Here is a 22,947-nt window from a genome sequence, read left to right as displayed (position 1 = left end):
TTCTGTATTTAGTAAGGCAATACAAACAATATTCGAATGATAAATAAAAACCCGTTGGATGATGAGAGTCCTTACTATAAACTAATAGAGATTATAGATAATGAAGTTGATTCTTTATTAGAAGATAATGTGTTTCAGTTTGGTTTGAGAGTAACTCTTAGTCAGGGTGAAGATGGAGGAAAATTATCTTTAATTAACCGATTAAATGAGGTCGAAGAAAATTTAACCAAATTAAAGGGGATGGTTGCGTGCACTATATCTGAATTTATTGACGCCATTTATTACAAGAAGTTTAAATTAACAACACACCAAACATTAATATTTGACCCTCAGATATTAATTAATTTTTTTGAAAATACAATTCACGAAGAAGATTTGAATTTATTGAAACTAGAAACGAATATTTCATTGGCTCAATTTGTTAATAAGAGTAAATATAATAATGCTTTATTATATGATTTTGCAAAAGGCTTGGCTCTAGTTAATGAGTATTATATCTATAATGATTTAATGGATAGATTTGGTTTTTCTCGCAATGTTGAAAAAATAAATTCAGCAAAAAATATAAAATGGCATATTTCTCAAACTGAATTAATAGAATTGGCAAAAGCCTTAATTGAAAATGGAAATGTAGTAGGAGTACAACAAGAAATTATAGAGTACTTTTCCTCAGTTTTTGATATTGAAATCGCATACCCAAATAAATTAATAACAGATATAAAGAACCGCAATAGTGGTAGTGAAACTCTTTTTATTGATAAATTACGAACGAGTTTATTCAATTATCTTACAAAAGAAAATAGACGTTAGTTAAGCGTTAGTAACCTTTAGTAACCTTTAAAGTATCGCAAATTTATACCATAATTAATTCTAAAAAGATTAAGTGATGGTACAAATTCAATTATTAGGTATAACACCTGAACAACTACAAACAGCCATTATTGAGGGCGTAAAACTTCAATTAAATGATTTAAAGAAACATTTCGAGCCTAAGACACCAGACGAACTACTTACACGGTTGGAGGTTAGTAAGATGCTTAAAATTGACTTGTCAAGTGTTCACAATTGGACAAAGAAAGGCATATTGAAAGCCAATCAGATTGGCGGGCGCGTCTACTACAAGCGTTCAGAGGTGGAAGGTGCAATTGTTGAACTTAAACAGTAAAGCAATGGCAACGCAGACACCTCAACCCATAACCCACGTTTACAAGGAAATTAACGAGGGTAAATATAGGAGCGTAAAACACTACGAACTTATAAAAGCATCTAGCAATAATGTGCAATTGACCAAACTTCTCAATTTAAGTAAGGATAGAAACTGTGCAAAATCTTTACCCGTTTATTGGTTGCAAATCCATGATGGTAAAAAATGGATAAAGCCTAGGTTAACGGGATTGTTTAAGACCGAATATAAAAATGTTTTTAAGGGAGATACTCAAAGAAAAAGGAACCTTCTAATATTTGAGTTTTTGGACAATGGAAGTACATTAGTTATAAAATACTTTCAAGACTACTTCACAGGCGATTTAAGAAACGTATCGCAGTACATCAACAGTTAGTATGGAAAACATAAAAGAGGGCGTAAAAACCCTCTTTTGTTTGTTCAAATGTTCAGTAAAACTGGCAACGCCTTACCTAATCCCAAAGGTAGGAGTTTTTACTGCTAGTATAGTATAAAGTAAAAAAGGGTTAAAAATTAATACCTATCACTTCACTAGATAACATAAGGTTCAAGTTTAGCAATGACTATATTGTTGATTGGAATAGTTCCAAATTCGATGAGGTTGTTACGTATAAAAAGGATAGGGAAAGTACCTATATGAAAATGATTGATAGACCAATAGGGTTGGAAAGTCTTGGTATAGGTAATACACAAGTTTCTATTAGTGCAAACGCAAGATTATTGAATGAAAACTATAAACAGGGATTTTGTTTAAATACTGTTGACCAGTTAAGGGATATTTTAAAAAAGAACGGTCTATTACTTCATGAAGATTTTATTAAAGAATCAGTTTTAAATTTAGCCCATGTTAAAAACGATTTTGACATAGATATTGATGATATAATTTCAGAATTGGAATTGATAACACCTAGTAAATTCTTTAAGGTAATAAGGGATAATGGGATAACATTTGAAAGTATAAATAAAGGTGATAAAATGGCTGTCAATGTTTATGGCAAACACTATGAAATGACCAAAGCCAATAAATCGAAGTACAAGGGGTTGGATATTAATTTTGAGGACTTTAAAGGGCTGTCTAGAATGGAGAGCCGATTGAATGACTGGCGAACGGTAAAAAAGTATTTAGGCACTAGGAATATGCACGATATTCTCCAACAAAAAAACACTAATTACATAATGCTCATGAACATATTAAAAGGACAATCAATGGAAACTCCCAAACTTGATTTAGGACAGTTTAAGACCATTTCCCAACTAGATGACTATGCACGTACTAAACTCTTATTTGAACAATGTAACGGCAATTATGGACTTATGGTGGCAGAATTAAAAAAACGGCTGGGTAATAATACAAAGGCAACCTATCAAACCAATAAAATCAAAAAATTATTGCCGTTGGTTCAAACCCCAGGAGGGCGCAAATTAGTTAATTTGGTATGTCTTAAAAGTAAATTAAAGGAATGAAGTAAATCCTAACTTTTTAATTCATTTTTCCATCAATCGAACAACTTACAGAAAAGGGGATTTATAATAACCTGACCTTTGATTAATCAAGTTCTTTCAAAAGTAAAACTATACGCGCGCGCGATTCAAACGAACCTTACGTCATTAAAGAAAACGGAAGAATCGGAAACTATAAAAGAGTTTTTATTAAAGAGTATTTTGAAGTCAGTGCACGCACGCGAACAGATACCAATGAAGATTTTTCGGGAATCACAACATACGCACGAACGGTAAGATTAGGGTAAGGTTGTTTTTATGATAATGTAATTAGGTATATTAATTAACAACTTCGCGCGCGTATTGTTTCGATTTATTAATGAAGTAGCAAAATCAGTTGAATTTTATACCCATAAAAAATGAAGTCAACACATGGAGTAAAACCTCATCCCCCAATTAGAAAAAGAGTATTTAATGGTAAGCCTATAAGTAATACAAGGCGAGTAGAACGGACAATACAACTAGTCAAATATCTTTCCGAGTTTAGAACAATCAATCAGATAAAGAGTTTTTTGAACATACATGAAAAATCTGTTCAAAGATATCTTAACTTGTTGGTGCAACTTGGGTTTGAGGTTGAGGTGAAATATTCAAAATATCACGGTTATAGAATAGCCAATGTTAAAGAGTATTTCGGGGTAGCAAAATGAAAGACTAATGTGGTGGAAGCCAAAATTTTTAATGATGATATTCAAACATTAATTCTAATGTTGGTTTTCTACTTGTTTTTTCAATACTTCCCTTTCAATTAGTATTTTGAAAGTTGGATAATCCATTAACTCATCGAACCTGACTATTAACATGTGTAGCAATTCTGGGGTGGTTATATCCCTTAATTTTTCGGCAATATTTTTATTTGTTAAGTATAGGTCGTTAGGGTCTTGCATGTTTGGTTTGTGAAACAAATATTTCTCCAATATTTCAATAGTCCCTTTATGGGGGTTCTTTGAATTTCCATTCAAAATTTTATTTATTCCTGCTTCTGTTAAAGGGGTTTCCTTTGCTATCTCATAAGCCGTTAACCCTCTTTCTTTAATTTCTTTGATAATGCTTTTTAGTGACATTTCATTAGTTTAAAAATGGTTGTGGAGTTTTACTAAATTAATCTATACATTTAGTTTGGTTGTTGAGGTTCCAAAATGAAAGACTTTTCTGGGGTCATAACGCGCGAACAGATAGGGAAATAATTTATTTTAAGTTAACAGCGCAAGTGTAGCGTAGTTTCTTCTTACCAATCATTATCAACAGCCGATAACTCGAACAAAGAATTAAAGTTATCCTGAAATAAGTAAATATCCTTTCTTTCAAATCTAGGCTTAAATTCATCACCTCTAGTGGCGTACACTTCCAATTTTTCTATATCGGTGGCAAATCGCAAATTGGACATTATTTCAAGTAGTTGAATATCCCTTACAGTTATCCTATACCTTTTATCCTTAAAGTCTATTGTAACCCTCCCTATAAAGTTTGAGGTTGTCATATAGATAGGTAGGCTCATTCTGTTTTCTCAATTCAAATCCAAAGGGAATTTTGATATATCGGCTATGATAGAATTTCCTATAATTTCCAAATTCTCAAATTTACCAGACGTTTTAAGGGATGCAAATACATCTTCTTTTGATAGGCTGGATTCATACACCTTTTGCCAAATAAGGTCGTTGGATTCTATCTTAAAATCATGTTGTGCGTTCAGGGCTACGGTAAACAGTAAAATAAATATTAGTCTCATAGTTTTTGTTTATATGCAGTTATAATCGAATATCAGAACATCGTCTTTGGTCATTATCCCATCCCCATTATAACGTGGTGCGGTTGGGTCTCCACCGTTAAAAAAGAACACTTGTATAACTTCCCCTTCATGGTATCCGTGTATATTTATCCAGCCATATTCTAAAGGAATTACTATTTTTTGAATAAGTTCTTCACTAGGATATAAAGGCGGCAGGGTGTCAAGACTCACCATTACACTAACGGAATCAACACATTTTTCATTTAGAATGGAAATAAACATTGTCTGTAGTCTCTTGGAATCAAATCCACTTTTAATAACACCCTCTAAATCAGGGGCGGTGTAATCATTAAAGCAGAATACAGTGCCGCTTACCGTTTCTTCCCCATTGACCAAAATGTCCATTGGCAGGGTAGTGTCCCAATAGGGCGATAAATCCAGTTCATCATCATGTGGCAAGGCGTAAATGGTATCATTGCCGTTCATTAACAGAACATCGTCAATAGTGTAATTACCAAAAGGCAAAGTTGCATCTGGATTGCTTACGTATCTACCACCTACCAAAGATATAGGGGCTGTATAGGTGTAGTCCTCACCTCTATTATTAGTCAAGTTATAAAGTACCTGATAAGGCTCTATGTTCTTACAGGATGGAACTTTTTCAGTCGTTCCCTTAATTTTTGGTGCTGATACCGAAAAGGCTATCGATCCAAATTCTAAAGGTCTGGTTTCGAGGGTATCCTTGTTGCATCCAATTAATAGGAGGGCTAAAAATAATGGCAGTTGTTTCATTTTGGTTTGTGTTTATAGTTGTTAATGTTAGAGTACTATAATTGAAAATTATTATTATCACACACCCCAACCACTAAGTGATTACGGGAGGATTATACCAAATTTTTGGGGGAAGTTTTGTCTTTAGGAACAATTAAATAAATACATTTCGAACTACATGATATTTATCTATTAGTCATCCCTGTCCTCTAATAGTGAGTACAACTTCGAACAGCAGTTCTTTTTGTATATTACTTTATCGGACAAACAATTTACATAATTATCTGAAACTAAAAATAAAAATTCACATATAAATTTTGGTTGTAGATAAATTATATATCAATGGAAAAAAAAGGTTTTTAGAGGTTACAAAATGAAAGACTTTTTTGGGGTCATAACGTGCGTATGGTAATCAGTGGTAACTTAAATCGCACTAAGATTACCCTAAGGTTACCCCAAGGATTAGAATAAAAAGACCATTTAAAATTTAACTATTATTCAGATTTTGAAAATAAAATATATGGGTATCTGTTCGCGTGGGAATTAGAAAAATGTATCTATCAACTAATATATTTTCTTACGAATTTAACTACTTAAAAAGGGTTTCAAATCAACGATTGATTTAATAACCCACTATCTGAACGCGCAAGAAGAACGGCAACGATATTAGAACGATACTAAAACCTCGAGAGCGCCTCAAGTTAACCTCAAGGAAACGGTGAGTTTAGGGCAAGGTTACGACAAGGAAATGGCAGGAAAATACTTTAATATGTAATATCGGTAAGGAATTTTGAAAATAGTAAAAGTTACAAATGATTTTGTAAATTAATGCTGTGGAAACGGTTACTATTACCGTTAATGTTGTTGTGTTGTAACGAATAAATACCGTCTAGTAACAGTATAATAAACGAGCATTAATTAAATACTAATCCAAACTAATCATTATGAAAATTAAAAAGCAACTATTTTCAATTTTATTTCTAGTGCCAATTACATTGGCATATTCCCAATTTGATAAGGAATTCACAAAAAGAAATTGGAAGGTAGGTAAGGAAAAAACAATATTCAATAATCCTGTGACTAGGCTCGAGGGGTACAATGACACTTATACGGTCACCAACATAGGCATTAAAACCATTGAGCAATTAATTGATGAAACCCAGAATAAAGCAAAGTCCGAAATGTGGACAAAGGAAAAAACCGATAAAACAATAGTTGGATATAAGGAGATAGCACAGGGAGGGGTTATTTATATTTATTTAGGAAGAATAACTTTAGATTCTGCTAAACTGGAGAACTTTACAGTTATAGTTATGGATTCCGATGATGAAACAGAACTAATAAGGAAAGAATTGACAGGGGGTTCACCTAGCGTGCCGTCAAGCTCTATGCTGGACTTATGGACGAACATGTCGTTTGTTCCTATAGATAAAGAAAATTCAGGGGAAATTTTTGTATATGTTATAGACAGGCTAGGAGATTCAAATAAGAAATTTAAATTCCACATAAAGGTTTAATAGATATGGGAATTAACAAATCGAGCAAAAAAGTTAACCATCAAATAGAAGGAACTATAATAGGCTTTTTGAACTTGTTTTTTTAATCGGTTGGCAAATGGTTGGCATGATTGTAAATAAAAAAACCGTAACACTTTAATAATAAAGTTGTTACGGTTTCTCTTTGTACTCGAGGCGGGACTTGAACCCGCACGGACTAATGTCCATTGGATTTTAAGTCCAACGTGTCTACCAATTCCACCACTCGAGCCTAACTGCTCAAGGCAGTAGAGATTTTACAATGGAGCGAAAAACGGGATTCGAACCCGCGACCTCCACCTTGGCAAGGTGGCGCTCTACCAACTGAGCTATTTTCGCAATTTAAAAATGAACGTAGCATCCTTTTCAGATGCGGGAGCAAATTTAATATAATTCTATAAAAAGCAAAGAACTTTTCACTAAAAAGAATCAAAATAATTATAATACGCCCAAGGTGAATATATTAGATTGGAAATATAGTCGCGCAGGCCTACAATATTAACTCCTAGGCATTTTTCTTTTTGGTGAGCAAACGCTTAATTTCATTTAGTTTCATCAAGGCTTCCACAGGGGTTAAGGTGTTGATATCCAAATGGGTAATTTCTTCTTTTATCTGTTCCAATAAAGGATCGTCCAAATTAAAAAAGCTAAGTTGCATTTCGTTTTGCACCAATTGTAATTTATCGGAAAGCTCTTCGCTGGAATGTGATTTTTCCAGCTTTTTAAGAATTTTATTCGCTTTATGGATTACTTGTTGCGGCATACCCGCCATCTTGGCAACATGTATACCAAAACTATGCTCACTGCCCCCAGGGGTCAATTTTCGTAAAAAGAGCACATTGTCCTTCAATTCCTTTACAGATACATTGAAATTTTTAATGCGACTAAATGTAGAGGTCATTTCATTGAGCTCGTGGTAGTGGGTGGCAAATAAGGTTTTGGCTCTGGCAGGATGTTCATGCAGGTATTCTGAAATGGCCCAGGCTATAGAGATACCGTCATAAGTGCTGGTGCCCCTTCCTATTTCGTCCAAAAGCACCAAACTTCGCTCGGAGAGGTTGTTTAGAATGGAGGCGGTTTCGTTCATTTCCACCATAAAGGTAGATTCCCCCATAGAAATATTGTCGCTGGCACCAACCCGTGTAAAAATTTTATCTACATAACCAATTTTAGCAGCATCGGCCGGTACAAAACTTCCCATTTGAGCCAACAATACTATTAGCGCTGTTTGTCTTAATATGGCCGATTTACCACTCATATTGGGACCGGTAATCATAATAATCTGCTGCTCGTCCCTATTTAAGGTTACATCATTGGCAATATATGCTTCTCCCAAGGGCAATTGCTTTTCAATAACAGGATGCCTTCCTCCAATAATGGACAGTTCGGTGGAATCATCCATGTCCGGGGAAACATAATTGTTTTCCTTGGCCAACTGGGTAAAGCCACAAAGACAATCCAGTTGGGCTATTTGATAGGCATTATTTTGTACTGGTGCAATATATTCCTGCATCCAAACTACCAATTGTGAGAACAATTGTTGCTCCAAACTTAGAATTCGCTCTTCCGCACCCAATATTTTGGCTTCATATTCTTTTAGCTCCTCGGTGATATAGCGTTCTGCATTTACCAATGTCTGCTTTCGGATCCAGTCCTCCGGCACTTTGTCCTTATGGGTATTCCTTACTTCTATATAATAACCAAAGACATTGTTGGAGGCTATTTTTAGGGAGCTAATGCCCGTGTGTTCGGTTTCCCTTTGCAGCATTTTATCCAGATAGTCCTTTCCAGAAAAAGCAAGGCCTCTCAATTCGTCCAATTCGGCAGAATATCCTTTTGCAATAGTACTGCCTTTTAGCATATTCACTGGTGCCTCCTCACTGATCATCTCTTTAATCTTGGTCCTTAGCATATCACAGGTATGCAATTGATCACCAATAAGGTTTAGCGCTTCATTTTTGCTTTTAGTAGTGATTTGCTTTATAGGTACAATGGCCTCCAAGGAATTTTTAAGCTGAACCACTTCCTTGGGATTTATTTTTCCCGTGGCCACTTTGGAAATTAATCTTTCCAAATCCCCGATCATCTTAATGCCGCTCTGCAATTTATGATGGGCAACCTCATTTTCGGTTAAATGGGTAATTACCTGATGCCTTCTACGGATTTTTTCTATATTCTTTAGGGGAAGTGCCAACCACCTTTTTAGCATTCTTCCGCCCATAGGCGAAATGGTTTTGTCTATTACATCTAAAAGTGTAACCGCATTTAGGTTGTTGGAATGGTAGAGTTCCAAGTTTCTTATGGTAAACCGATCCATCCAAATATATTCTTCTTCTGCAATGCGTTGAAGGGTGTTGATATGCTGTAATTGTCGGTGCTGGGTGTCTGAAAGGTAATGTAATACCACCCCTGCGGCTACTATACCGTGGGACAAATGGTCTACGCCAAAACCTTTTAAGCTTTTTGTCTTAAAATGATTGGTTAGGGTTTCAAGGGCATAGTCATCCTGAAAAATCCAGTCTTCAGTAAAGAATGTATGGAAGTTTTTGCCAAATACTTCCAGGAATTCCTTTTTATTGGCTTTTGATACCAATATCTCGTTAGGTGAGAAATTTTGAAGTAGTTTGTCTATCTGTTCTTCATTTCCTTCCGAAGTTAAAAATTCGCCTGTTGATATATCAACAAAGGATACACCTAATCTCTTTCGGCCAAAATGGACCGCGCATAAAAAATTATTGGTTTTGGCCGATAGAATATCGTCGTTCATTGCCACTCCCGGGGTCACCAGTTCGGTAACGCCCCTTTTAACTATGGTCTTGGTGAGTTTTGGATCTTCAAGCTGATCGCATATGGCCACACGTTGCCCTGCTTTCACCAGTTTTGGTAAATAGGTATTTAAGGAATGATGTGGGAAACCGGCCAATTCCGTTCGGTCCCCCCCGTTGTTACGGTGGGTGAGAATAATGCCCAGTATCTTAGAGGCCTTAACGGCGTCTTCCCCAAAAGTTTCATAAAAATCCCCGACACGGAACAATAGTAGAGCATCAGGATATTTCACCTTAATTGTATTGTACTGTTTCATTAAAGGGGTTACCTTTTTTGTTTTTCCTGAGTCGGCCAAAGCGATTTTATTAACTTATTTTTGCATTCCTTTCTGAAACAACGAATGTAAGGTTTATCTACTGGAATGTACACTATTGTTGATATTTTGGGGATAACTTTATGCCGGTTGGAGAGGAATTTATGTCAAAATATAAGTGGCGTTAGAATTAAAAAAAATATTGGATTGTATGCGTAAATTGGAGAATAGCGAATTGGACCGACTTAATGTGGATGAGTTTAAACAGGTGGAAAAGACTCCTATTTGTATTGTTTTGGATAATGTAAGGAGCTTGAACAATATTGGATCGGTTTTTAGAACAGCGGATGCCTTTTTGATCGAGAAAATCTACTTGTGCGGAATTACTGCAACCCCACCTCACAAGGACATTCATAAAACTGCTTTGGGAGCAACTGATAGTGTTGCCTGGGAATACCGGGAAAACACATTGGAATTATTGGAGGAACTAAAGCATGTGGGTTATATTTCTCTTTCTGTAGAACAAGCAGAAAATGCAGTCATGTTAAATGATTTTGAAGTGGATAACAATGATAAATATGCCTTAATTTTTGGGAACGAAGTAAAAGGAGTTTCCCAAGATGTAGTTTCAAATAGTGATGGGGTATTGGAAATTCCGCAATACGGTACCAAGCACTCGTTGAATATTTCAGTAAGCGTGGGAATCGTGGTTTGGGATCTCTGGGCAAAATTAAAAGGGTGAAATCAATTAAAAGAGAAACCTGCTTAAAACCAAATTGAAAATAAGCCGTTCCTTTAACCTTTTAGTGTCAAAATATTATTGTCCGCTATAGGTTACCATTGAACATTGTAATCAAAGTTTATGGTTTGGTCCAGCTTCTTCCGTTGTGGAGATGCCATGGCCGTAAAGAATTATTGAAGCCTTGGAAATAATTTAGGCCATGGCATCGGTCCATGAAATCCTAAGATTTTATGGGCCACCTAGTGAAGAAGGGTCTTTTCTCCTGCCTGCCGGCAGGCAGGTTTGTTTCGTTTTCTTTGGACAAGCAAAGAAAATGAAAGAAGAAGGTATTCATGTACCTACTTCATCGGTTTCATTGGGTAAACAAAGAAATCGAAGATTCACGAAAGCGAATTATGTATAAAAAAAATATTTTCAACATAAGTTTTACTCGATTCTTCCCGATAAACAATATAAAAAATCTAAAAAACACAACAGTTAAGCATGATTTGTTATCGGCTTGATTCTGCCATATGCACACATGGAACTATTTGGGAAGGAAACAAAAATAAAGTTCATATAAAACCAAAAACCCAACCGAATGGTTGGGTTGGCAATATATAGTTTGAGTTAGTTAGTTCAAAACCTTAAAGTCTTTCCGTCGTAATTTTTGAAAGCCTATTACGACTCAAAACGGCTTTATTGGAGGCGCAAGTAAATAAATTGATTTGTTCTGTGCAAATAATATGTGAAAATTATCTTAAAATGATAGTTTTACCGCAAATTTTTGGATTTGGTCCAATATCACCTCATAATCGTCAAGGTTTTCAACAAAATCCAATTCACTAACATCCACAATTAGATTGTTCTGCTCGGGAAAGCTTTTTAAAAAGTCGAAATAGCCTCGGTTTAACTTCTCTAAGTATTCTGGGGCAATATTCTGTTCGTAATCTCTTCCCCTTTGCTTAATGTTTTGTAATAGTCGTTCTGTGTTTTGGTATAAATAGATGTACATCGTTGGCTTCTTAATTTCTTTATGCATGAGATTAAAAAGCTTTCTGTAGAGTTTAAATTCCTCCTCCTGTAGGGTAACTTTGGCGAAAATGAGGGATTTGTTAATGTCGTAATCGCTTACCATAAAATTCTTGAACAGATCATATTGGGAGGTATCGTCCATAAACTGCTGGTAGCGGTCGGCTAAAAAGGACATTTCCAAGGGAAAGGCAAACCTACTTTGATCTTCATAAAATTTAGGAAGGAAAGGGTTGTCCGCAAATCGTTCCAAAACCAATTTAGCGTTGAAATCCTGTCCTATCTTATGGGCTAATGTGGTTTTCCCGGCACCAATATTTCCCTCTATCGCAATATATTGCAATTGGGAGAAAAGCTGTGATCTGGTAGTGTATAGCTTATGATGGGTTCTGGTTATATTACTTTTGTCCTTGCATTCCTGTAAAAGATTTCTAGTATCCTTGTTTAGAACAGGATGATAGAACTGTGGGGCTATGTCCGCCAAAGGCCTTAAAACAAACCTTCTCAACTGCAGACTAGGGTGGGGGATGGTCAGCGCCGCGGAATTGATTATTTCCCTTTCATAATATATTATATCAATATCCACAGTTCTGGAAGCGTACCCAGCCCCTTCATTTCGCTCCCTACCCAGCCTTGTTTCTATTTCCAATAATTTTTTTAACAAATCCAATGGCATTAAGGAGGTTTCTACGGCAATGCAGCAATTGTAAAAATCTTCCCCCTCAAAACCCCATGCCGGTGTTTCATAGATCGGTGATATCTTAACAACATTTCCAATAGTGGAATGGATTAAAAACACCACCTCCTGCAGGTGGTTTAGTTTATCCCCTAAATTACTTCCAAGTGATAGATATGTTGTTGCGGTCTTGTTCATATTAAGCGAGCAAAGTAAACAAAAGTAATTTACTTCATAAAGGGAAATTCCAAAAACACTGGTAAATTTTATCAGCCTTATTCAAGTTACTAATTCTAATTGCTATGGGGGATATAATTCAATATTTATAATAGCATAAATTTCACTTTGGCTATCTTTGTAAGTTATTAGCAATACTTATATCGAATGAACTTTTTAAGAAATTTATTAGCGGCAATTATAGGTTGTCTCATAGCCTTTGGAATCATGTTTGTAATGTTTCTTGTTTTGGCAGCGCTTATCGGGCGCGGAGAAGATACTGTTGTGGTCAAGAATAATTCCGTTTTGGAAATACAATTGCAAACCCCTATCAACGATTATGTTGGAATGGACGAATCCAACCCTTTTGCAGGGCTTTTCAGTGTAAAACAAGGATTGGACGAGATACTGCACGCCATTCGTGTGGCCAGGGAAGATAACAAGATAAAGGGGATAAGTCTAAATAATAATGTGCTTATGGCGGGCTTATCACAAACTAAGGCTATACGCGATGCCTTAAAAGATTTTGAAGGTAGTGGAAAATTTATATACGCCTATGGAGATTTCTATACTCAGAAGGATTATTATTTGGCCAGTGTAGCTAACGAGGTATTTCTTAATCCAGTGGGAGCGCTGGATTTTAAGGGACTGTCCACGGAAGTGTTATTTTTCAAGGATCTTCAGGAAAAGACCGGTATTAAAATGGAGGTAATTCGCCATGGGAAATACAAAAGTGCTGTTGAGCCTTTTTTGTCGAACGAAATGAGCGACGCCAATAGGACACAGATCAAGGAATTATTACATGCTTTGTGGGATTCAATGCTTACCAATATTTCCGATAGTAGGAATATTTCAATTGAAAATTTAAATCATATTGCGGATACCTTAGGGACCAGGACACCAAAATACGCGGCTTTGTCGGGATTGATTGATGATGTCATATTTTTTGATGAATATGAATCAAAGATCAAAGAGGCTTTGGCAATTGAGGATGATGTGGATATTAACTATGTTGCCATATCAGATTATATTAATACCGCAAGCAAAATAAAAATCAATAGTGGCAAGGATAAGATTGCGGTGATTTATGCCCAAGGCGAAATATGGTACGGTGAGGGTGGTTCGGATGTAATTGGTCAAGGAATTATTAATGGTGCACTCAAAAAGGCCAGGGAAGATGATGATGTTAAAGCAATAGTGCTGAGGGTGAATTCTCCAGGAGGAAGTGCATTGGCTTCCGATATTATCTGGCGCGAAATTGAAATTACCAAGGAGTCCAAACCAGTTGTGGTTTCTATGGGCGACGTAGCCGCTTCTGGAGGATACTATATTGCTGCAGGAGCCGATAAAATTTTTGCGGAACCCACTACCATTACTGGGTCTATAGGTGTTTTTGGTACCATACCCAATATTAGTGAATTGGCCAAAAATATGGGTGTAAATGCGGAACAAGTGGGTACCAACAGAAACTCAGTGGAGTATTCCCTATTTGAACCCATGAACGATAATTTCAGAAAGAATGTACTTGAGGGGATAGAGGCAACTTACGAAACGTTTTTGGATAGGGTAGCTCAGGGCAGGGGTATTTCCATGGCCCAGGCAGATAGTTTGGCCCAAGGTCGCGTATGGAGTGGGGTGGATGCTTTGCGTCTGGGTCTGGTAGATGAATTGGGTGGACTGGATGAGGCTATTGCCGAGGCAGCTAAAATGGCAAAACTAGACAATTATGGAGTTAAAAAACTTCCAAAGTATAAATCGGATTTTGAGAAATTTATGGAAGATATGGGAGGTGCCAGTGCCAAAAGCAAAGAGATTTTTATTCAGCAGGAAATTGGACTGGAAGCCTATGCAATTCTTAAGGAAATAAAATCCGCAATGGAAAATAAAGGGGTTCAGGCCAGAATGCCTTTTACATTGAATATCAAATAGAAAATATTTAATCCAAAAATGGATTGAGACCAAAAGACCGTTCAAAAACATTTGGACGGTCTTTTTTTATTTTTAATAAGTTTCGGGACTTTCGGTTTTAAGCAATATAATCTTAATTTTTGCCCCAAAGTTTCTGATGTTTCAAATAGCAGGGCTGCCCCTTACGGTAATCATCAATTGAACCATTACTTAGATTTTTGTGATACGTCCAAAATCACATCTTTATGCGATTTCGGAAAGAGATTATGTTCTTTAGGTTTAACACAAATTAAATCATTAGGTACGATGACTAAAACAACTTTGATGTGTATATTTTTTTTATGTTCCAGTTTTGTTTCCTTAGGACAGAAATCATTGGATGAAATTAAGAAGGAATATGACAGTTTAACAAAAAACTGTAATTATGGCAACAATCCGGATACAGGAAAATATTATGACATCCGGGGCTTTAAAATGTATTGCGAAACTTATGGTGAAGGGCATCCATTGCTTTTAATTCACGGCAACGGAGCAAGTATCAGTGCTTTTGTTAAACAAATACCCTTCTTTTCAAAAAAGTATAAGGTTATTGTCGCCGATAGCAGAAATCACGGTCAATCTGTAGATAAGTTGGATTCCCTTTCCTATGAAATGATGGCAGATGATTACGCCGCCTTACTTTCGCAAATGAAAATTGATTCCGCTTACGTTTTGGGATGGAGTGACGGAGGTGTAAATGGTTTGCTAATGGCGATAAGACACCCTGAAAAAGTAAAAAAGTTGGCTATAACAGGAGCTAACCTGCAACCGGATTCTACGGCAGTTTCACCGGATGTATTGAAAAGGGTTGCCAAGACATATAATATGTTTGAGGAAATGTTTAGTACAAAAGATGCTAAAACTCCACTGGATTCCATAGTTTATAAGTATATAAAGTTATTGGTGGAACAGCCAAATATAACGGTGGACCAACTACATAAAATAACCGTACCAACACTGGTTATCGGAGGAGATCACGATGTTATTAAACCAGATCATACCTTAAAGATATTTCACAATATTCCTAATTCATATTTGTGGATTTTGCCAAATTCCGGGCATTATACATTGGTGACCCATACAGATGAATTTAATAAAGTTGTCGATGATTTTTTCACCACAAAATACAGGAAAATTGAGGATAGGGATAGGGATTTTTAATTTTAGAAACCTAAGTTTCGCATTTAAGCTTTGAAATTGATATAATAAAAAGGCCATCCCACTATTTGTGGAACGGCCTTACTCTATTTGGGTTTAATTATTTATTAGTTTTTCACCAAGTTTATTTCCACACGCCTATTTTCTGCACGTCCTGCTTTGTACATATTGGTAGCAATTGGTTTGCTTTCGCCATATCCAATGGAAGTCAATCTAGAGCTGTCGATTCCTTTTTCAACTAAGAAGTTTTTAACGGAAAGTGCCCTTTCCTCGGATAGTTTCTGATTGAACGGCACACTGCCTATGCTATCTGTATGCCCCTCGACCGTGAATTTGGCATTGGGATATTCGTTAAGTATTTTTATGATATCTACTAAAACATTAGTAGACTCAATTTTGATCGTGGCCTTTCCAGAATTGAACAAAATGGTCTTGGCATACTCGTTTAAGGTTTTTTGTACCTCCTCAGTAACTTCGGGACACCCGTTGTTGGCTACTGTTCCAGCTACATCAGGGCAATTGTCATCTTTATCCAGTACTCCGTCACCGTCCGTATCAGGCCAAGGGCATCCATTATTATCGGCTACTCCCGCTTCTTCCGGGCAGTTGTCGTCCTTATCCAATACACCATCATTGTCCGTATCTTCCCAAGGGCAACCATTGTTTTCTACAGGTCCTGGAACCTCTGGACATTGGTCGTCCTTGTCCAACACCTTGTCATCGTCTGTATCCTCCCAAGGACAACCATTGTTTTCTACAGGTCCTGGAACCTCAGGACATCCATCTACCTTATCCAATACGCCATCTTCGTCCTTGTCTTTTGGTCTGGATTGGTAAATTGGAATTTTTAATCCTGCATAGACATCCGCACCTTTGGATTTGTCACTGGTCAATACTGTTAAAATGGAACCAGAACCAACATACAGTGGTCCTGCTCTTAATCCAGCTCCCCACTGTACGCCTAAGTTTTGTACATAGCTTACAGGAGAATAAAAACTAAACCACTTGGTTTCAAACCTAGGGGTAAGCGAGACAATGTTGGCAATACTATTGGTATTGGTATTGCTTTTTGAAGTTATTGATAAATCGGTATTTAGGTTCATATAAAAATGATTGTTGATATTCCAATCAGCATTTAGATGTAAGGCTGTAGGCAAAACTGCTTTTGATGCGTTTCCAGACCTGATTTGTGTGTAAAGGTTGTTTAGTTTATCTTCAAATCCTTCATCGTTGTCAAAATCGTCTTCACTTATAGAATTGGTAATGTCATAGGCATTTTCTGTGCCTTTATATTTTAGGCTACCTAGGTCTGTTAAGGATAGTCCAAATTTCAATTTGTATTTATTGATATCTTTTGCAGCATAGGGGTTGCCATCCTTGTCAGTAACCGTATAGTCTGCAAAATTAGGGCGCCATTCATAAATAAAACCTAGGTCTACTCCAAAGCCGTCTGCACTCTTAACAAATTCATAGTCTTCAAAATCGTTAGTTATGTTATCACTATTACCGTAGGATATTTCACCTTGGGAATCAATGCTTCCTGTAGTTCCGGAACCGTCCGCATCATAATCTATAACTATATTCTTTCCGCTTGAATAAGCGTTGCCATATCCCATTAAGTATTTTAGAGAGATACCTCCCTTAAGAAAATGTTGTTCCTCGTTCATTAGCACTGTGGCATAGGTGATTCCTGTTTCTGCCCAGGCATTGGCGCTCATTTGATAGTCGCCTTCATTCACATTGAAATCTTCATTTTCGTCGAACTCATTGGAAATATTATCATAGGTATCGCCATTTATTTCGTTAACATTGAAAAATACCCTGCCTCTAGTAAAGACAGCCAATGAATTTCTGGAATTGATGTTGAACATAAATGAAGGTCCCAAAATATCAACATTGCCATAAGCGTTATTGGCATTTTTTGGTGATTTTGTTCCATCATCATCAAAATCAAAACTGTCCTTAAAGATATCTCCAAACTTTGCACTGTAATAGTCGTTTCCTATTAAGCCGCTTACCCCTATAAGGTTTATATCCGTCTTAAATCTAGAGTCCACTATATTGGCCGGATTGGAAATTATGCCATGTACCCCATTGTAATTGTCAGTGCCTAGTCCAATATAGGATTGGCCCTTCACCATTGTGGTAAATAGAATTAGGAATGCTACTAAAATACTTTTGTTCATGCTTAAAAATTTAGTTTATTTCTTTTTTATTGTTAATCGCCCCCTGTTCTCGTAAATTTGAGTTTTTTCAAGCGTCAAATTGTAGGAACGCTTTAATTGGGATTAAATTATAATATGTTAAAATTTTTAATTTTTCTATGGGGAATTCGGTCTTAAAGGAAGAGGATAAGAAGCTGGCTTTTAGGATTTATCTTTATTTGGGAGCTTTGTTCATTACCTCCTTGGTAGTTTCCAATCTAATTTTTCAAAAGTTTTTTTATTGGAGGCCTTTTGGGGATGTTACCGTTTTAGGAGCTTCCTTATTTGAAATTTCGGTTGGTATTTTGCCCTATCCCCTTACTTTTTTGATCACCGACCTTATTTCGGAAATATATGGTAGAAAAAAGGCGAACCAAATTGTTACTGCGGGAATTTTCGCATCCTTTTTTTCTATGGGGATTGTATTGTTGGCCAACTGGGTGCCTGCATTGCCGAATTCACCGGTTAGCGATGAAGTGTTTAGCCATGTTTTTGCACTATCTCCAATTGCCGTTCTTGCTTCAATGTTGGCCTATCTTTTTGCCCAATATATAGATATAGGTATTTATCATTTCTGGAAAAAATTGACCAACGGGAAACATCTTTGGCTACGTAATAATTTTTCGACTTTTCTTTCCCAATTCATCGACACCTTTACGGTAGTGGGTCTTCTGTGTATATTTGAAGTGTTGCCATGGTCCATGTTCTACGGACTCGTTGTAAGTGGTTTTGTTTTTAAAGTAATTGTGGCCTTCTTCGACACCCCTTTTCTGTATTTTTTCGTATATCTATTTAGAAGGCGGTTTAATTTGAAAGTAAACCAGGAAATTGATCTTGAAGCATAATAAAACTTGCTTTTCTCTGTTCTTAACGAATAGCCCAATATTGTAATTATTATCTAGGGTTATAATGGTAGGGGTCCAAGCTAAGACCGTTATTTGTCTTAGTGTTAAATATTATTTAAACTGGATGGGAATTTGAATTTTGCTTGGCGATTTATTGTAGAATTGCGTCAATATTTTAATGCATATGTTTAATCTAATGTCCGTGTTTTAAGTATAATATGGCATTAGGTTTAAATGAAGCAATATATTGATGGACGATTTGGGATTGCTTAGGGATATTTTAGGTTCTAATATATTTCTCAAATAGTTGAAAATACAAGATATAAATATCTAATGACCCCAACTAATGGGGTTGTTCTAATTAGTAAAACAAAAGGCTAAGTGAGCCTGTATAACCAACGTAGGTCAGATATATAGGAAAATTATAAATAACAACAGATGAAAAAGAAAATTTTAAAGATTGTTGGAGGCTTTTTTTTGGTAATAGTTTTATTGCTAATTGCAACCCCATTTTTCTTAAAGGGCAAAATTGCGGATATAATTAAGAATAAGGTGAATAATAGTATTAAGGCCACGTTCGATTTTTCCGAAGCGGATTTAAGTCTATTCAGAAGTTTTCCCAATGCCACCGTTACCTTAAATGATATAACCTTAATTAATAAGCCACCTTTTCTGGGGGATACTTTATTTGCTTCCAACAAGGTAACCTTGGATATGTCTATAAAGGAACTTTTTAAGGATGCCAATGAGCCAATTATAATAAAAAGTTTAATCCTGGATGGTCCACAATTAAATGTGAAAGTGGACAAGGAAGAAAAGGCAAACTATGATATTGCCATTAACGACGGTTCTTCCTCAGTGGATACATCTTCCACAGAAAGTGGTTTTACCTTGTCCATGGAATCCTATGCAATTAATAATGCGAATATAAAATATAATGACCTTTCAAGTGGAATATCCTTTGTGATTTCTGAAATGAACCATAGTGGTAATGGTGACCTTTCCTTGGAGAATTCTGAATTGGATACAGAGACCAGCGGTTTGGTTTCCTTCGAAATGGACAGCACACAATACCTAAATAAGAATCCGGTTCAATTGAAGGCCCTTATTGGGGTGGATTTAAAAGAAAATAAATATTCCTTTTTAAAGAATGAGGCCATGGTAAATCAACTGGCCTTGATATTTGAAGGTTTTGTTAAATTGAATGAAGATAATCAGGAGGTGAACATTAGTTTTAAAACACCTTCTTCCGACTTTAAAAACTTTTTAGCGGTTATCCCAGCGGCATATTCCAAAAATATAGAACAGGTATCCACTACCGGAAACTTTACGGTTGCGGGTGAGTTTAAGGGCAATGTGGACGATGATCATATTCCCCAGTTCAAAATCGATATAAATTCTGATAATGCTTCCTTTAAATATCCAGACTTGCCAAAATCAGTTCGAAACGTATTTATAGATACTGAAATTTCCAATAATACTGGAATTGTGGAAGATACTTATGTAGATATCCGTAAGTTATCCTTTATGATAGACGAGGACAAATTTAATATGGTTGCCAAAATAAGTGACCTTATGGGTAATACTAAGGTGAATGCCAAGATAGATGGTAAGATGAATTTGGCAAATATTTCCAAAGCTTATCCGGTGCCGGCCGATTTAAATTTAAAGGGAATTTTGAATGCCGATATTTCCACTGCTTTCGATATGGCATCCATAGAAAAAAAGAAGTATGAGAATACTAAGACCAACGGTACCCTAAATTTAAAGGACTTTGAATATAAATCTGATGAATTTCCAAACCCTATTATTTTAAAAAGCACTTCAGTTACTTTTAATCCAGCCACGGTAACCCTAAACAAATTGGAAGGGGCAACTGGCAAGACCGATTTTGATGCCTCCGGGACCATCAATAATCTACTGGGATTTATGTTCAACAATGAGAATGTTGAGGGCAATTTCAATCTAAAGTCCAACACTTTTGCCATTAATGATTTTATGGTGGCTGAAACAGCCACTGGGAAAAGTGGAGGAGAAAATGGGTCCCCAACTACATCTACAGAGGAAAAAATAAAGATACCTTCCTTTTTGGATTGTACCATAAATGCCAGCGCCAATACCGTAATCTATGACAATCTTACCTTAAAAGATGTAAAAGGAACTCTACGAATTAAGGACGAGAAGGCCATTCTGAGCAATATGACATCTTCAATATTCGATGGTAAATTGGCCTTGAACGGTGAGGTGTCCACCAAGGATGCTACACCTACCTTTGCCATGAAATTGGGGATGGAAAGTTTTAAGATCGCGGAGACCTTCAAGGCATTGGAAATGTTTAGGACATTGGCGCCTATAGCTAAGATTCTTCAGGGAACCTTAAATTCAGATGTGCAGATATCAGGAAGTTTAAATGATGATTTTACTCCCAATTTAAGTACCATTTCTGGTAATATTTTGGCCGAGTTAATGACCAACCAAATTGATGCCAAAAGCGCACCTTTGCTTAGTGAGTTGGATAGTAAGCTAAGTTTTTTGAATCTTGAAAAATTAAATTTAAAGGATTTGAAAACGACCTTGACGTTCGAGGACGGTGTGGTAAAGGTTAAGCCATTTACGATTAAATATCAAGATTTTGCCATAAATGTAGCCGGTAGCCACACATTTGATCAAAAATTGAACTATGCGGCAACCATTGAAGTGCCTGCTAAATATTTGGGAAAGGATATTACCAATTTAATCGCTAAAATTGATGAGAAATCCCTGGAAAATTTAACAATTCCAGTGACAGCCAATATAGGTGGTGGGTATACCAGTCCTACGGTGACAACCGACCTTACTTCGGGCATTAAAAATTTAACGGCCCAACTTGTTGAGATTGAGAAACAAAAATTGATAAATAAGGGCAAGGACAAGGCCAAGGATTTTATTGGGGAACTGATCACTAAAAATCAGAAAGCAACAGATTCCACCAAAAAGAAAAATCAAGAGAGCGCCAAAGAGGTTATCGGAGGCCTATTGGGGGGCACAACCAAAAAGGTAGACTCCACAGGGAAAACGGATACTGCGGTCATAGCTAAAAAGGAAGCCCAGAAAGAAGTGGCTAAAAAAATATTGGGCGGGCTTTTGAGCAAAAAGAAACAAGTAGCAGAAAAACCAAAAGATAGCGTACAGTAATCAAATACTGGATGATTTAAATCCTAAATGCAATATTTTAATTGTTTAAGGGTGTAAATTAATAGGTGCATACCAATATGGAGGATTGGAATGCACCTATTTAATATTTAGTCATAATAGTTGCTCCAATGTTAAGATCGCTCAGTGGTGGTGTTTTAATCCTGAGTTGATGACAAAACCTCTTCCAAAACTGTAATTAAATCCTTTGGACTTTTCAGGTAGGTTACCATTTTGTCATTGTTTTCTCTTTCAAGATTAATTGGACTTCCAGAGAATAAAAGGGGGGTTTTGGTCTCCGATGATAATCTATGAAGCTTTTCTTCAACCACTGAAGGGGTTGTGGTAATAAAAAAGGTTAATAGATAATTGGGCTTTACCAGCTCTGCCATGGTCTTTACGTTGTCATATGGTACATTTTGTCCGAGGTAAAAAACCCTCCAACCCAGTTTTTTTGCAATAAAGGAAGCTAATAATAATCCTATTTCATGGTTTTCCCCTTCGGCAAGGAACAAGATTATCTTTGGTGCGTTGTCCGGAGCGATCGGCAATAAATCTATTGCAGAACATATTTTTTGACGGATTAAATTTGAAACAAAATGCTCCTGTGCCGGCATAATCTTATTTATACCCCAAAGAACTCCAACTTTATGTAGAAATGGATAAATTACCTCGGTAAAGGTGGTCAATATGCCATTTTTAATAATTTGGGATTTAATTATATTGTCAAATTCCTGTTCATCCAAATTAATCATGCTTAATACCAAGGCCTTTACTTCATCCTCTTGGCTTGAGTTGATTAAAGATTCTGCAACTTTTTTGTGAATTTCTTCGTCGGACATCTTTCCTATTGCCGATAATCGAACTCCTTGACTTCTTAAGATACTTATGTTTAATAACTTCTTTAATTGACTGTCCGTATAAAATCGAATATTGGTTTCAGTTCTTTCCGGAACTAAAAAATCATATCTACTTTCCCATTTTCTCAAGGTATGTGAATTAATTCCTGTTAAGGAAACGATTTGTGCCATGGAATACCTGCTCATAGTATTGTCTAATAAATTATAGTGTAAAGTTAAACAAATATTATAAATCAGAGGGGCATTTAGTTAAAGTGTCTAAGTTTGTGTTTAAGAAAGTTGTACAAAAGAAAATAAAGACTATATTTGTCTAAGTATAA

The 22,947-nt window shown here is 36.2% G+C and carries 19 protein-coding genes and 2 tRNA genes; 11 read left to right on the top strand and 10 right to left on the bottom strand.

What is annotated here, in order from left to right; genetic code table 11:
* Positions 1–36: 36 nt before the first annotated feature.
* The 5 genes from H4O18_RS04145 to H4O18_RS04125 all read left to right on the top strand — a co-directional run bounded on the left by H4O18_RS04145 (position 37) and on the right by H4O18_RS04125 (position 3,333).
* Positions 37–810, top strand: coding sequence for an RteC domain-containing protein (locus H4O18_RS04145; RefSeq protein WP_187581843.1), 774 nt, complete (start codon positions 37–39; stop codon positions 808–810).
* Between the two features lie 76 nt (positions 811–886).
* Positions 887–1,165, top strand: coding sequence for a helix-turn-helix domain-containing protein (locus tag H4O18_RS04140; RefSeq protein ID WP_187581842.1), 279 nt, complete (start codon positions 887–889; stop codon positions 1,163–1,165).
* 4 nt (positions 1,166–1,169) lie between these two features.
* The gene (locus H4O18_RS04135; protein ID WP_187581841.1) at positions 1,170–1,559 is read left to right on the top strand and encodes a hypothetical protein; all 390 of its coding nucleotides are present in this window, start codon (positions 1,170–1,172) and stop codon (positions 1,557–1,559) included.
* A gap of 260 nt (positions 1,560–1,819) precedes the next feature.
* Positions 1,820–2,647, top strand: coding sequence for a hypothetical protein (locus H4O18_RS04130; RefSeq protein WP_187581840.1), 828 nt, complete (start codon positions 1,820–1,822; stop codon positions 2,645–2,647).
* A gap of 395 nt (positions 2,648–3,042) precedes the next feature.
* On the top strand, positions 3,043–3,333 hold the full coding sequence (locus H4O18_RS04125) for a hypothetical protein (RefSeq protein WP_187581839.1): 291 nt from the start codon (positions 3,043–3,045) through the stop codon (positions 3,331–3,333).
* A gap of 54 nt (positions 3,334–3,387) precedes the next feature.
* On the opposite strand, the gene H4O18_RS04120 is transcribed toward H4O18_RS04125, so the two are convergent.
* The 4 genes from H4O18_RS04120 to H4O18_RS04105 all read right to left on the bottom strand — a co-directional run bounded on the left by H4O18_RS04120 (position 3,388) and on the right by H4O18_RS04105 (position 5,204).
* Positions 3,388–3,747, bottom strand: coding sequence for a helix-turn-helix domain-containing protein (locus H4O18_RS04120; RefSeq protein WP_187581838.1), 360 nt, complete (start codon positions 3,745–3,747; stop codon positions 3,388–3,390).
* Positions 3,748–3,911: 164 nt separating this feature from the next.
* Positions 3,912–4,181, bottom strand: a complete 270-nt coding sequence (locus tag H4O18_RS04115; RefSeq protein WP_187581837.1) for a hypothetical protein — start codon at positions 4,179–4,181, stop codon at positions 3,912–3,914.
* A 9-nt stretch (positions 4,182–4,190) separates the two neighbouring features.
* Positions 4,191–4,412: a hypothetical protein gene (locus H4O18_RS04110; RefSeq protein ID WP_187581836.1), complete on the bottom strand. Its 222-nt coding sequence runs from the start codon at positions 4,410–4,412 to the stop codon at positions 4,191–4,193.
* Positions 4,413–4,421: 9 nt separating this feature from the next.
* Positions 4,422–5,204: a hypothetical protein gene (locus H4O18_RS04105; protein ID WP_187581835.1), complete on the bottom strand. Its 783-nt coding sequence runs from the start codon at positions 5,202–5,204 to the stop codon at positions 4,422–4,424.
* A 923-nt stretch (positions 5,205–6,127) separates the two neighbouring features.
* On the opposite strand from H4O18_RS04105, the gene H4O18_RS04100 reads away from it, so the two are divergent.
* Complete coding sequence (locus H4O18_RS04100) at positions 6,128–6,700, top strand: hypothetical protein (RefSeq protein WP_187581834.1); 573 nt, start codon at positions 6,128–6,130, stop codon at positions 6,698–6,700.
* A gap of 166 nt (positions 6,701–6,866) precedes the next feature.
* Here the strand turns inward: H4O18_RS04100 and H4O18_RS04095 are convergent.
* From H4O18_RS04095 to mutS, 3 genes are all read right to left on the bottom strand, one after another.
* Positions 6,867–6,950 (bottom strand) — tRNA-Leu (locus tag H4O18_RS04095).
* Positions 6,951–6,981: 31 nt separating this feature from the next.
* A tRNA-Gly gene (locus tag H4O18_RS04090) sits at positions 6,982–7,057 on the bottom strand.
* A gap of 166 nt (positions 7,058–7,223) precedes the next feature.
* Positions 7,224–9,800: a DNA mismatch repair protein MutS gene (gene mutS, locus H4O18_RS04085; RefSeq protein WP_187581833.1), complete on the bottom strand. Its 2,577-nt coding sequence runs from the start codon at positions 9,798–9,800 to the stop codon at positions 7,224–7,226.
* Positions 9,801–10,008: 208 nt separating this feature from the next.
* On the opposite strand from mutS, the gene H4O18_RS04080 reads away from it, so the two are divergent.
* Positions 10,009–10,539, top strand: a complete 531-nt coding sequence (locus tag H4O18_RS04080; RefSeq protein WP_187581832.1) for a TrmH family RNA methyltransferase — start codon at positions 10,009–10,011, stop codon at positions 10,537–10,539.
* Positions 10,540–11,278: 739 nt separating this feature from the next.
* On the opposite strand, the gene folK is transcribed toward H4O18_RS04080, so the two are convergent.
* Positions 11,279–12,424: a 2-amino-4-hydroxy-6-hydroxymethyldihydropteridine diphosphokinase gene (gene folK, locus H4O18_RS04075; RefSeq protein WP_187581831.1), complete on the bottom strand. Its 1,146-nt coding sequence runs from the start codon at positions 12,422–12,424 to the stop codon at positions 11,279–11,281.
* Between the two features lie 186 nt (positions 12,425–12,610).
* On the opposite strand from folK, the gene sppA reads away from it, so the two are divergent.
* Entirely contained in the window at positions 12,611–14,371 is a 1,761-nt protein-coding gene (gene sppA, locus H4O18_RS04070) for a signal peptide peptidase SppA (protein WP_187581830.1), read from the top strand.
* 285 nt (positions 14,372–14,656) lie between these two features.
* On the top strand, positions 14,657–15,550 hold the full coding sequence (locus H4O18_RS04065) for an alpha/beta fold hydrolase (protein ID WP_246473962.1): 894 nt from the start codon (positions 14,657–14,659) through the stop codon (positions 15,548–15,550).
* Positions 15,551–15,654: 104 nt separating this feature from the next.
* On the opposite strand, the gene H4O18_RS04060 is transcribed toward H4O18_RS04065, so the two are convergent.
* Complete coding sequence (locus tag H4O18_RS04060; protein WP_187581828.1) at positions 15,655–17,733, bottom strand: DUF5723 family protein; 2,079 nt, start codon at positions 17,731–17,733, stop codon at positions 15,655–15,657.
* 137 nt (positions 17,734–17,870) lie between these two features.
* Here H4O18_RS04060 and H4O18_RS04055 point away from each other — a divergent pair, with 137 nt between their 5' ends.
* A complete protein-coding gene (locus H4O18_RS04055) occupies positions 17,871–18,596 on the top strand; it encodes a queuosine precursor transporter (RefSeq protein WP_187581827.1) in 726 nt (241 codons plus the stop codon).
* A gap of 438 nt (positions 18,597–19,034) precedes the next feature.
* Positions 19,035–21,770 (top strand): AsmA family protein, encoded by a 2,736-nt coding sequence (locus tag H4O18_RS04050; RefSeq protein WP_187581826.1) that lies wholly within the window; start codon positions 19,035–19,037, stop codon positions 21,768–21,770.
* 155 nt (positions 21,771–21,925) lie between these two features.
* On the opposite strand, the gene H4O18_RS04045 is transcribed toward H4O18_RS04050, so the two are convergent.
* Positions 21,926–22,813 carry a MerR family transcriptional regulator gene (locus H4O18_RS04045; RefSeq protein WP_187581825.1) on the bottom strand — a complete coding sequence of 296 codons (888 nt, stop codon included), beginning with the start codon at positions 22,811–22,813 and terminating at the stop codon, positions 21,926–21,928.
* Between the last annotated feature and the right edge of the window lie 134 nt (positions 22,814–22,947).

Origin of the sequence: Arenibacter arenosicollis (assembly GCF_014397245.1) — a bacterium.
In the GTDB taxonomy this organism is placed as follows: Bacteria; Bacteroidota; Bacteroidia; order Flavobacteriales; family Flavobacteriaceae; genus Arenibacter; species Arenibacter arenosicollis.
The sequence above is the reverse complement of the archived record's forward strand: the minus strand, read 5'-3'. Positions and strand labels throughout refer to the sequence as shown.

Coding starts and splice junctions, on each gene's coding strand:
- H4O18_RS04145 (WP_187581843.1), top strand. CDS start 37: ATGATAAATAAAAACCCGTTGGATGATGAGAGTCCTTACTATAAACTA.
- H4O18_RS04140 (WP_187581842.1), top strand. CDS start 887: ATGGTACAAATTCAATTATTAGGTATAACACCTGAACAACTACAAACA.
- H4O18_RS04135 (WP_187581841.1), top strand. CDS start 1,170: ATGGCAACGCAGACACCTCAACCCATAACCCACGTTTACAAGGAAATT.
- H4O18_RS04130 (WP_187581840.1), top strand. CDS start 1,820: ATGAAAATGATTGATAGACCAATAGGGTTGGAAAGTCTTGGTATAGGT.
- H4O18_RS04125 (WP_187581839.1), top strand. CDS start 3,043: ATGAAGTCAACACATGGAGTAAAACCTCATCCCCCAATTAGAAAAAGA.
- H4O18_RS04120 (WP_187581838.1), bottom strand. CDS start 3,747: ATGTCACTAAAAAGCATTATCAAAGAAATTAAAGAAAGAGGGTTAACG.
- H4O18_RS04115 (WP_187581837.1), bottom strand. CDS start 4,181: ATGAGCCTACCTATCTATATGACAACCTCAAACTTTATAGGGAGGGTT.
- H4O18_RS04110 (WP_187581836.1), bottom strand. CDS start 4,412: ATGAGACTAATATTTATTTTACTGTTTACCGTAGCCCTGAACGCACAA.
- H4O18_RS04105 (WP_187581835.1), bottom strand. CDS start 5,204: ATGAAACAACTGCCATTATTTTTAGCCCTCCTATTAATTGGATGCAAC.
- H4O18_RS04100 (WP_187581834.1), top strand. CDS start 6,128: ATGAAAATTAAAAAGCAACTATTTTCAATTTTATTTCTAGTGCCAATT.
- mutS (WP_187581833.1), bottom strand. CDS start 9,800: ATGAAACAGTACAATACAATTAAGGTGAAATATCCTGATGCTCTACTA.
- H4O18_RS04080 (WP_187581832.1), top strand. CDS start 10,009: ATGCGTAAATTGGAGAATAGCGAATTGGACCGACTTAATGTGGATGAG.
- folK (WP_187581831.1), bottom strand. CDS start 12,424: ATGAACAAGACCGCAACAACATATCTATCACTTGGAAGTAATTTAGGG.
- sppA (WP_187581830.1), top strand. CDS start 12,611: ATGAACTTTTTAAGAAATTTATTAGCGGCAATTATAGGTTGTCTCATA.
- H4O18_RS04065 (WP_246473962.1), top strand. CDS start 14,657: ATGACTAAAACAACTTTGATGTGTATATTTTTTTTATGTTCCAGTTTT.
- H4O18_RS04060 (WP_187581828.1), bottom strand. CDS start 17,733: ATGAACAAAAGTATTTTAGTAGCATTCCTAATTCTATTTACCACAATG.
- H4O18_RS04055 (WP_187581827.1), top strand. CDS start 17,871: ATGGGGAATTCGGTCTTAAAGGAAGAGGATAAGAAGCTGGCTTTTAGG.
- H4O18_RS04050 (WP_187581826.1), top strand. CDS start 19,035: ATGAAAAAGAAAATTTTAAAGATTGTTGGAGGCTTTTTTTTGGTAATA.
- H4O18_RS04045 (WP_187581825.1), bottom strand. CDS start 22,813: ATGAGCAGGTATTCCATGGCACAAATCGTTTCCTTAACAGGAATTAAT.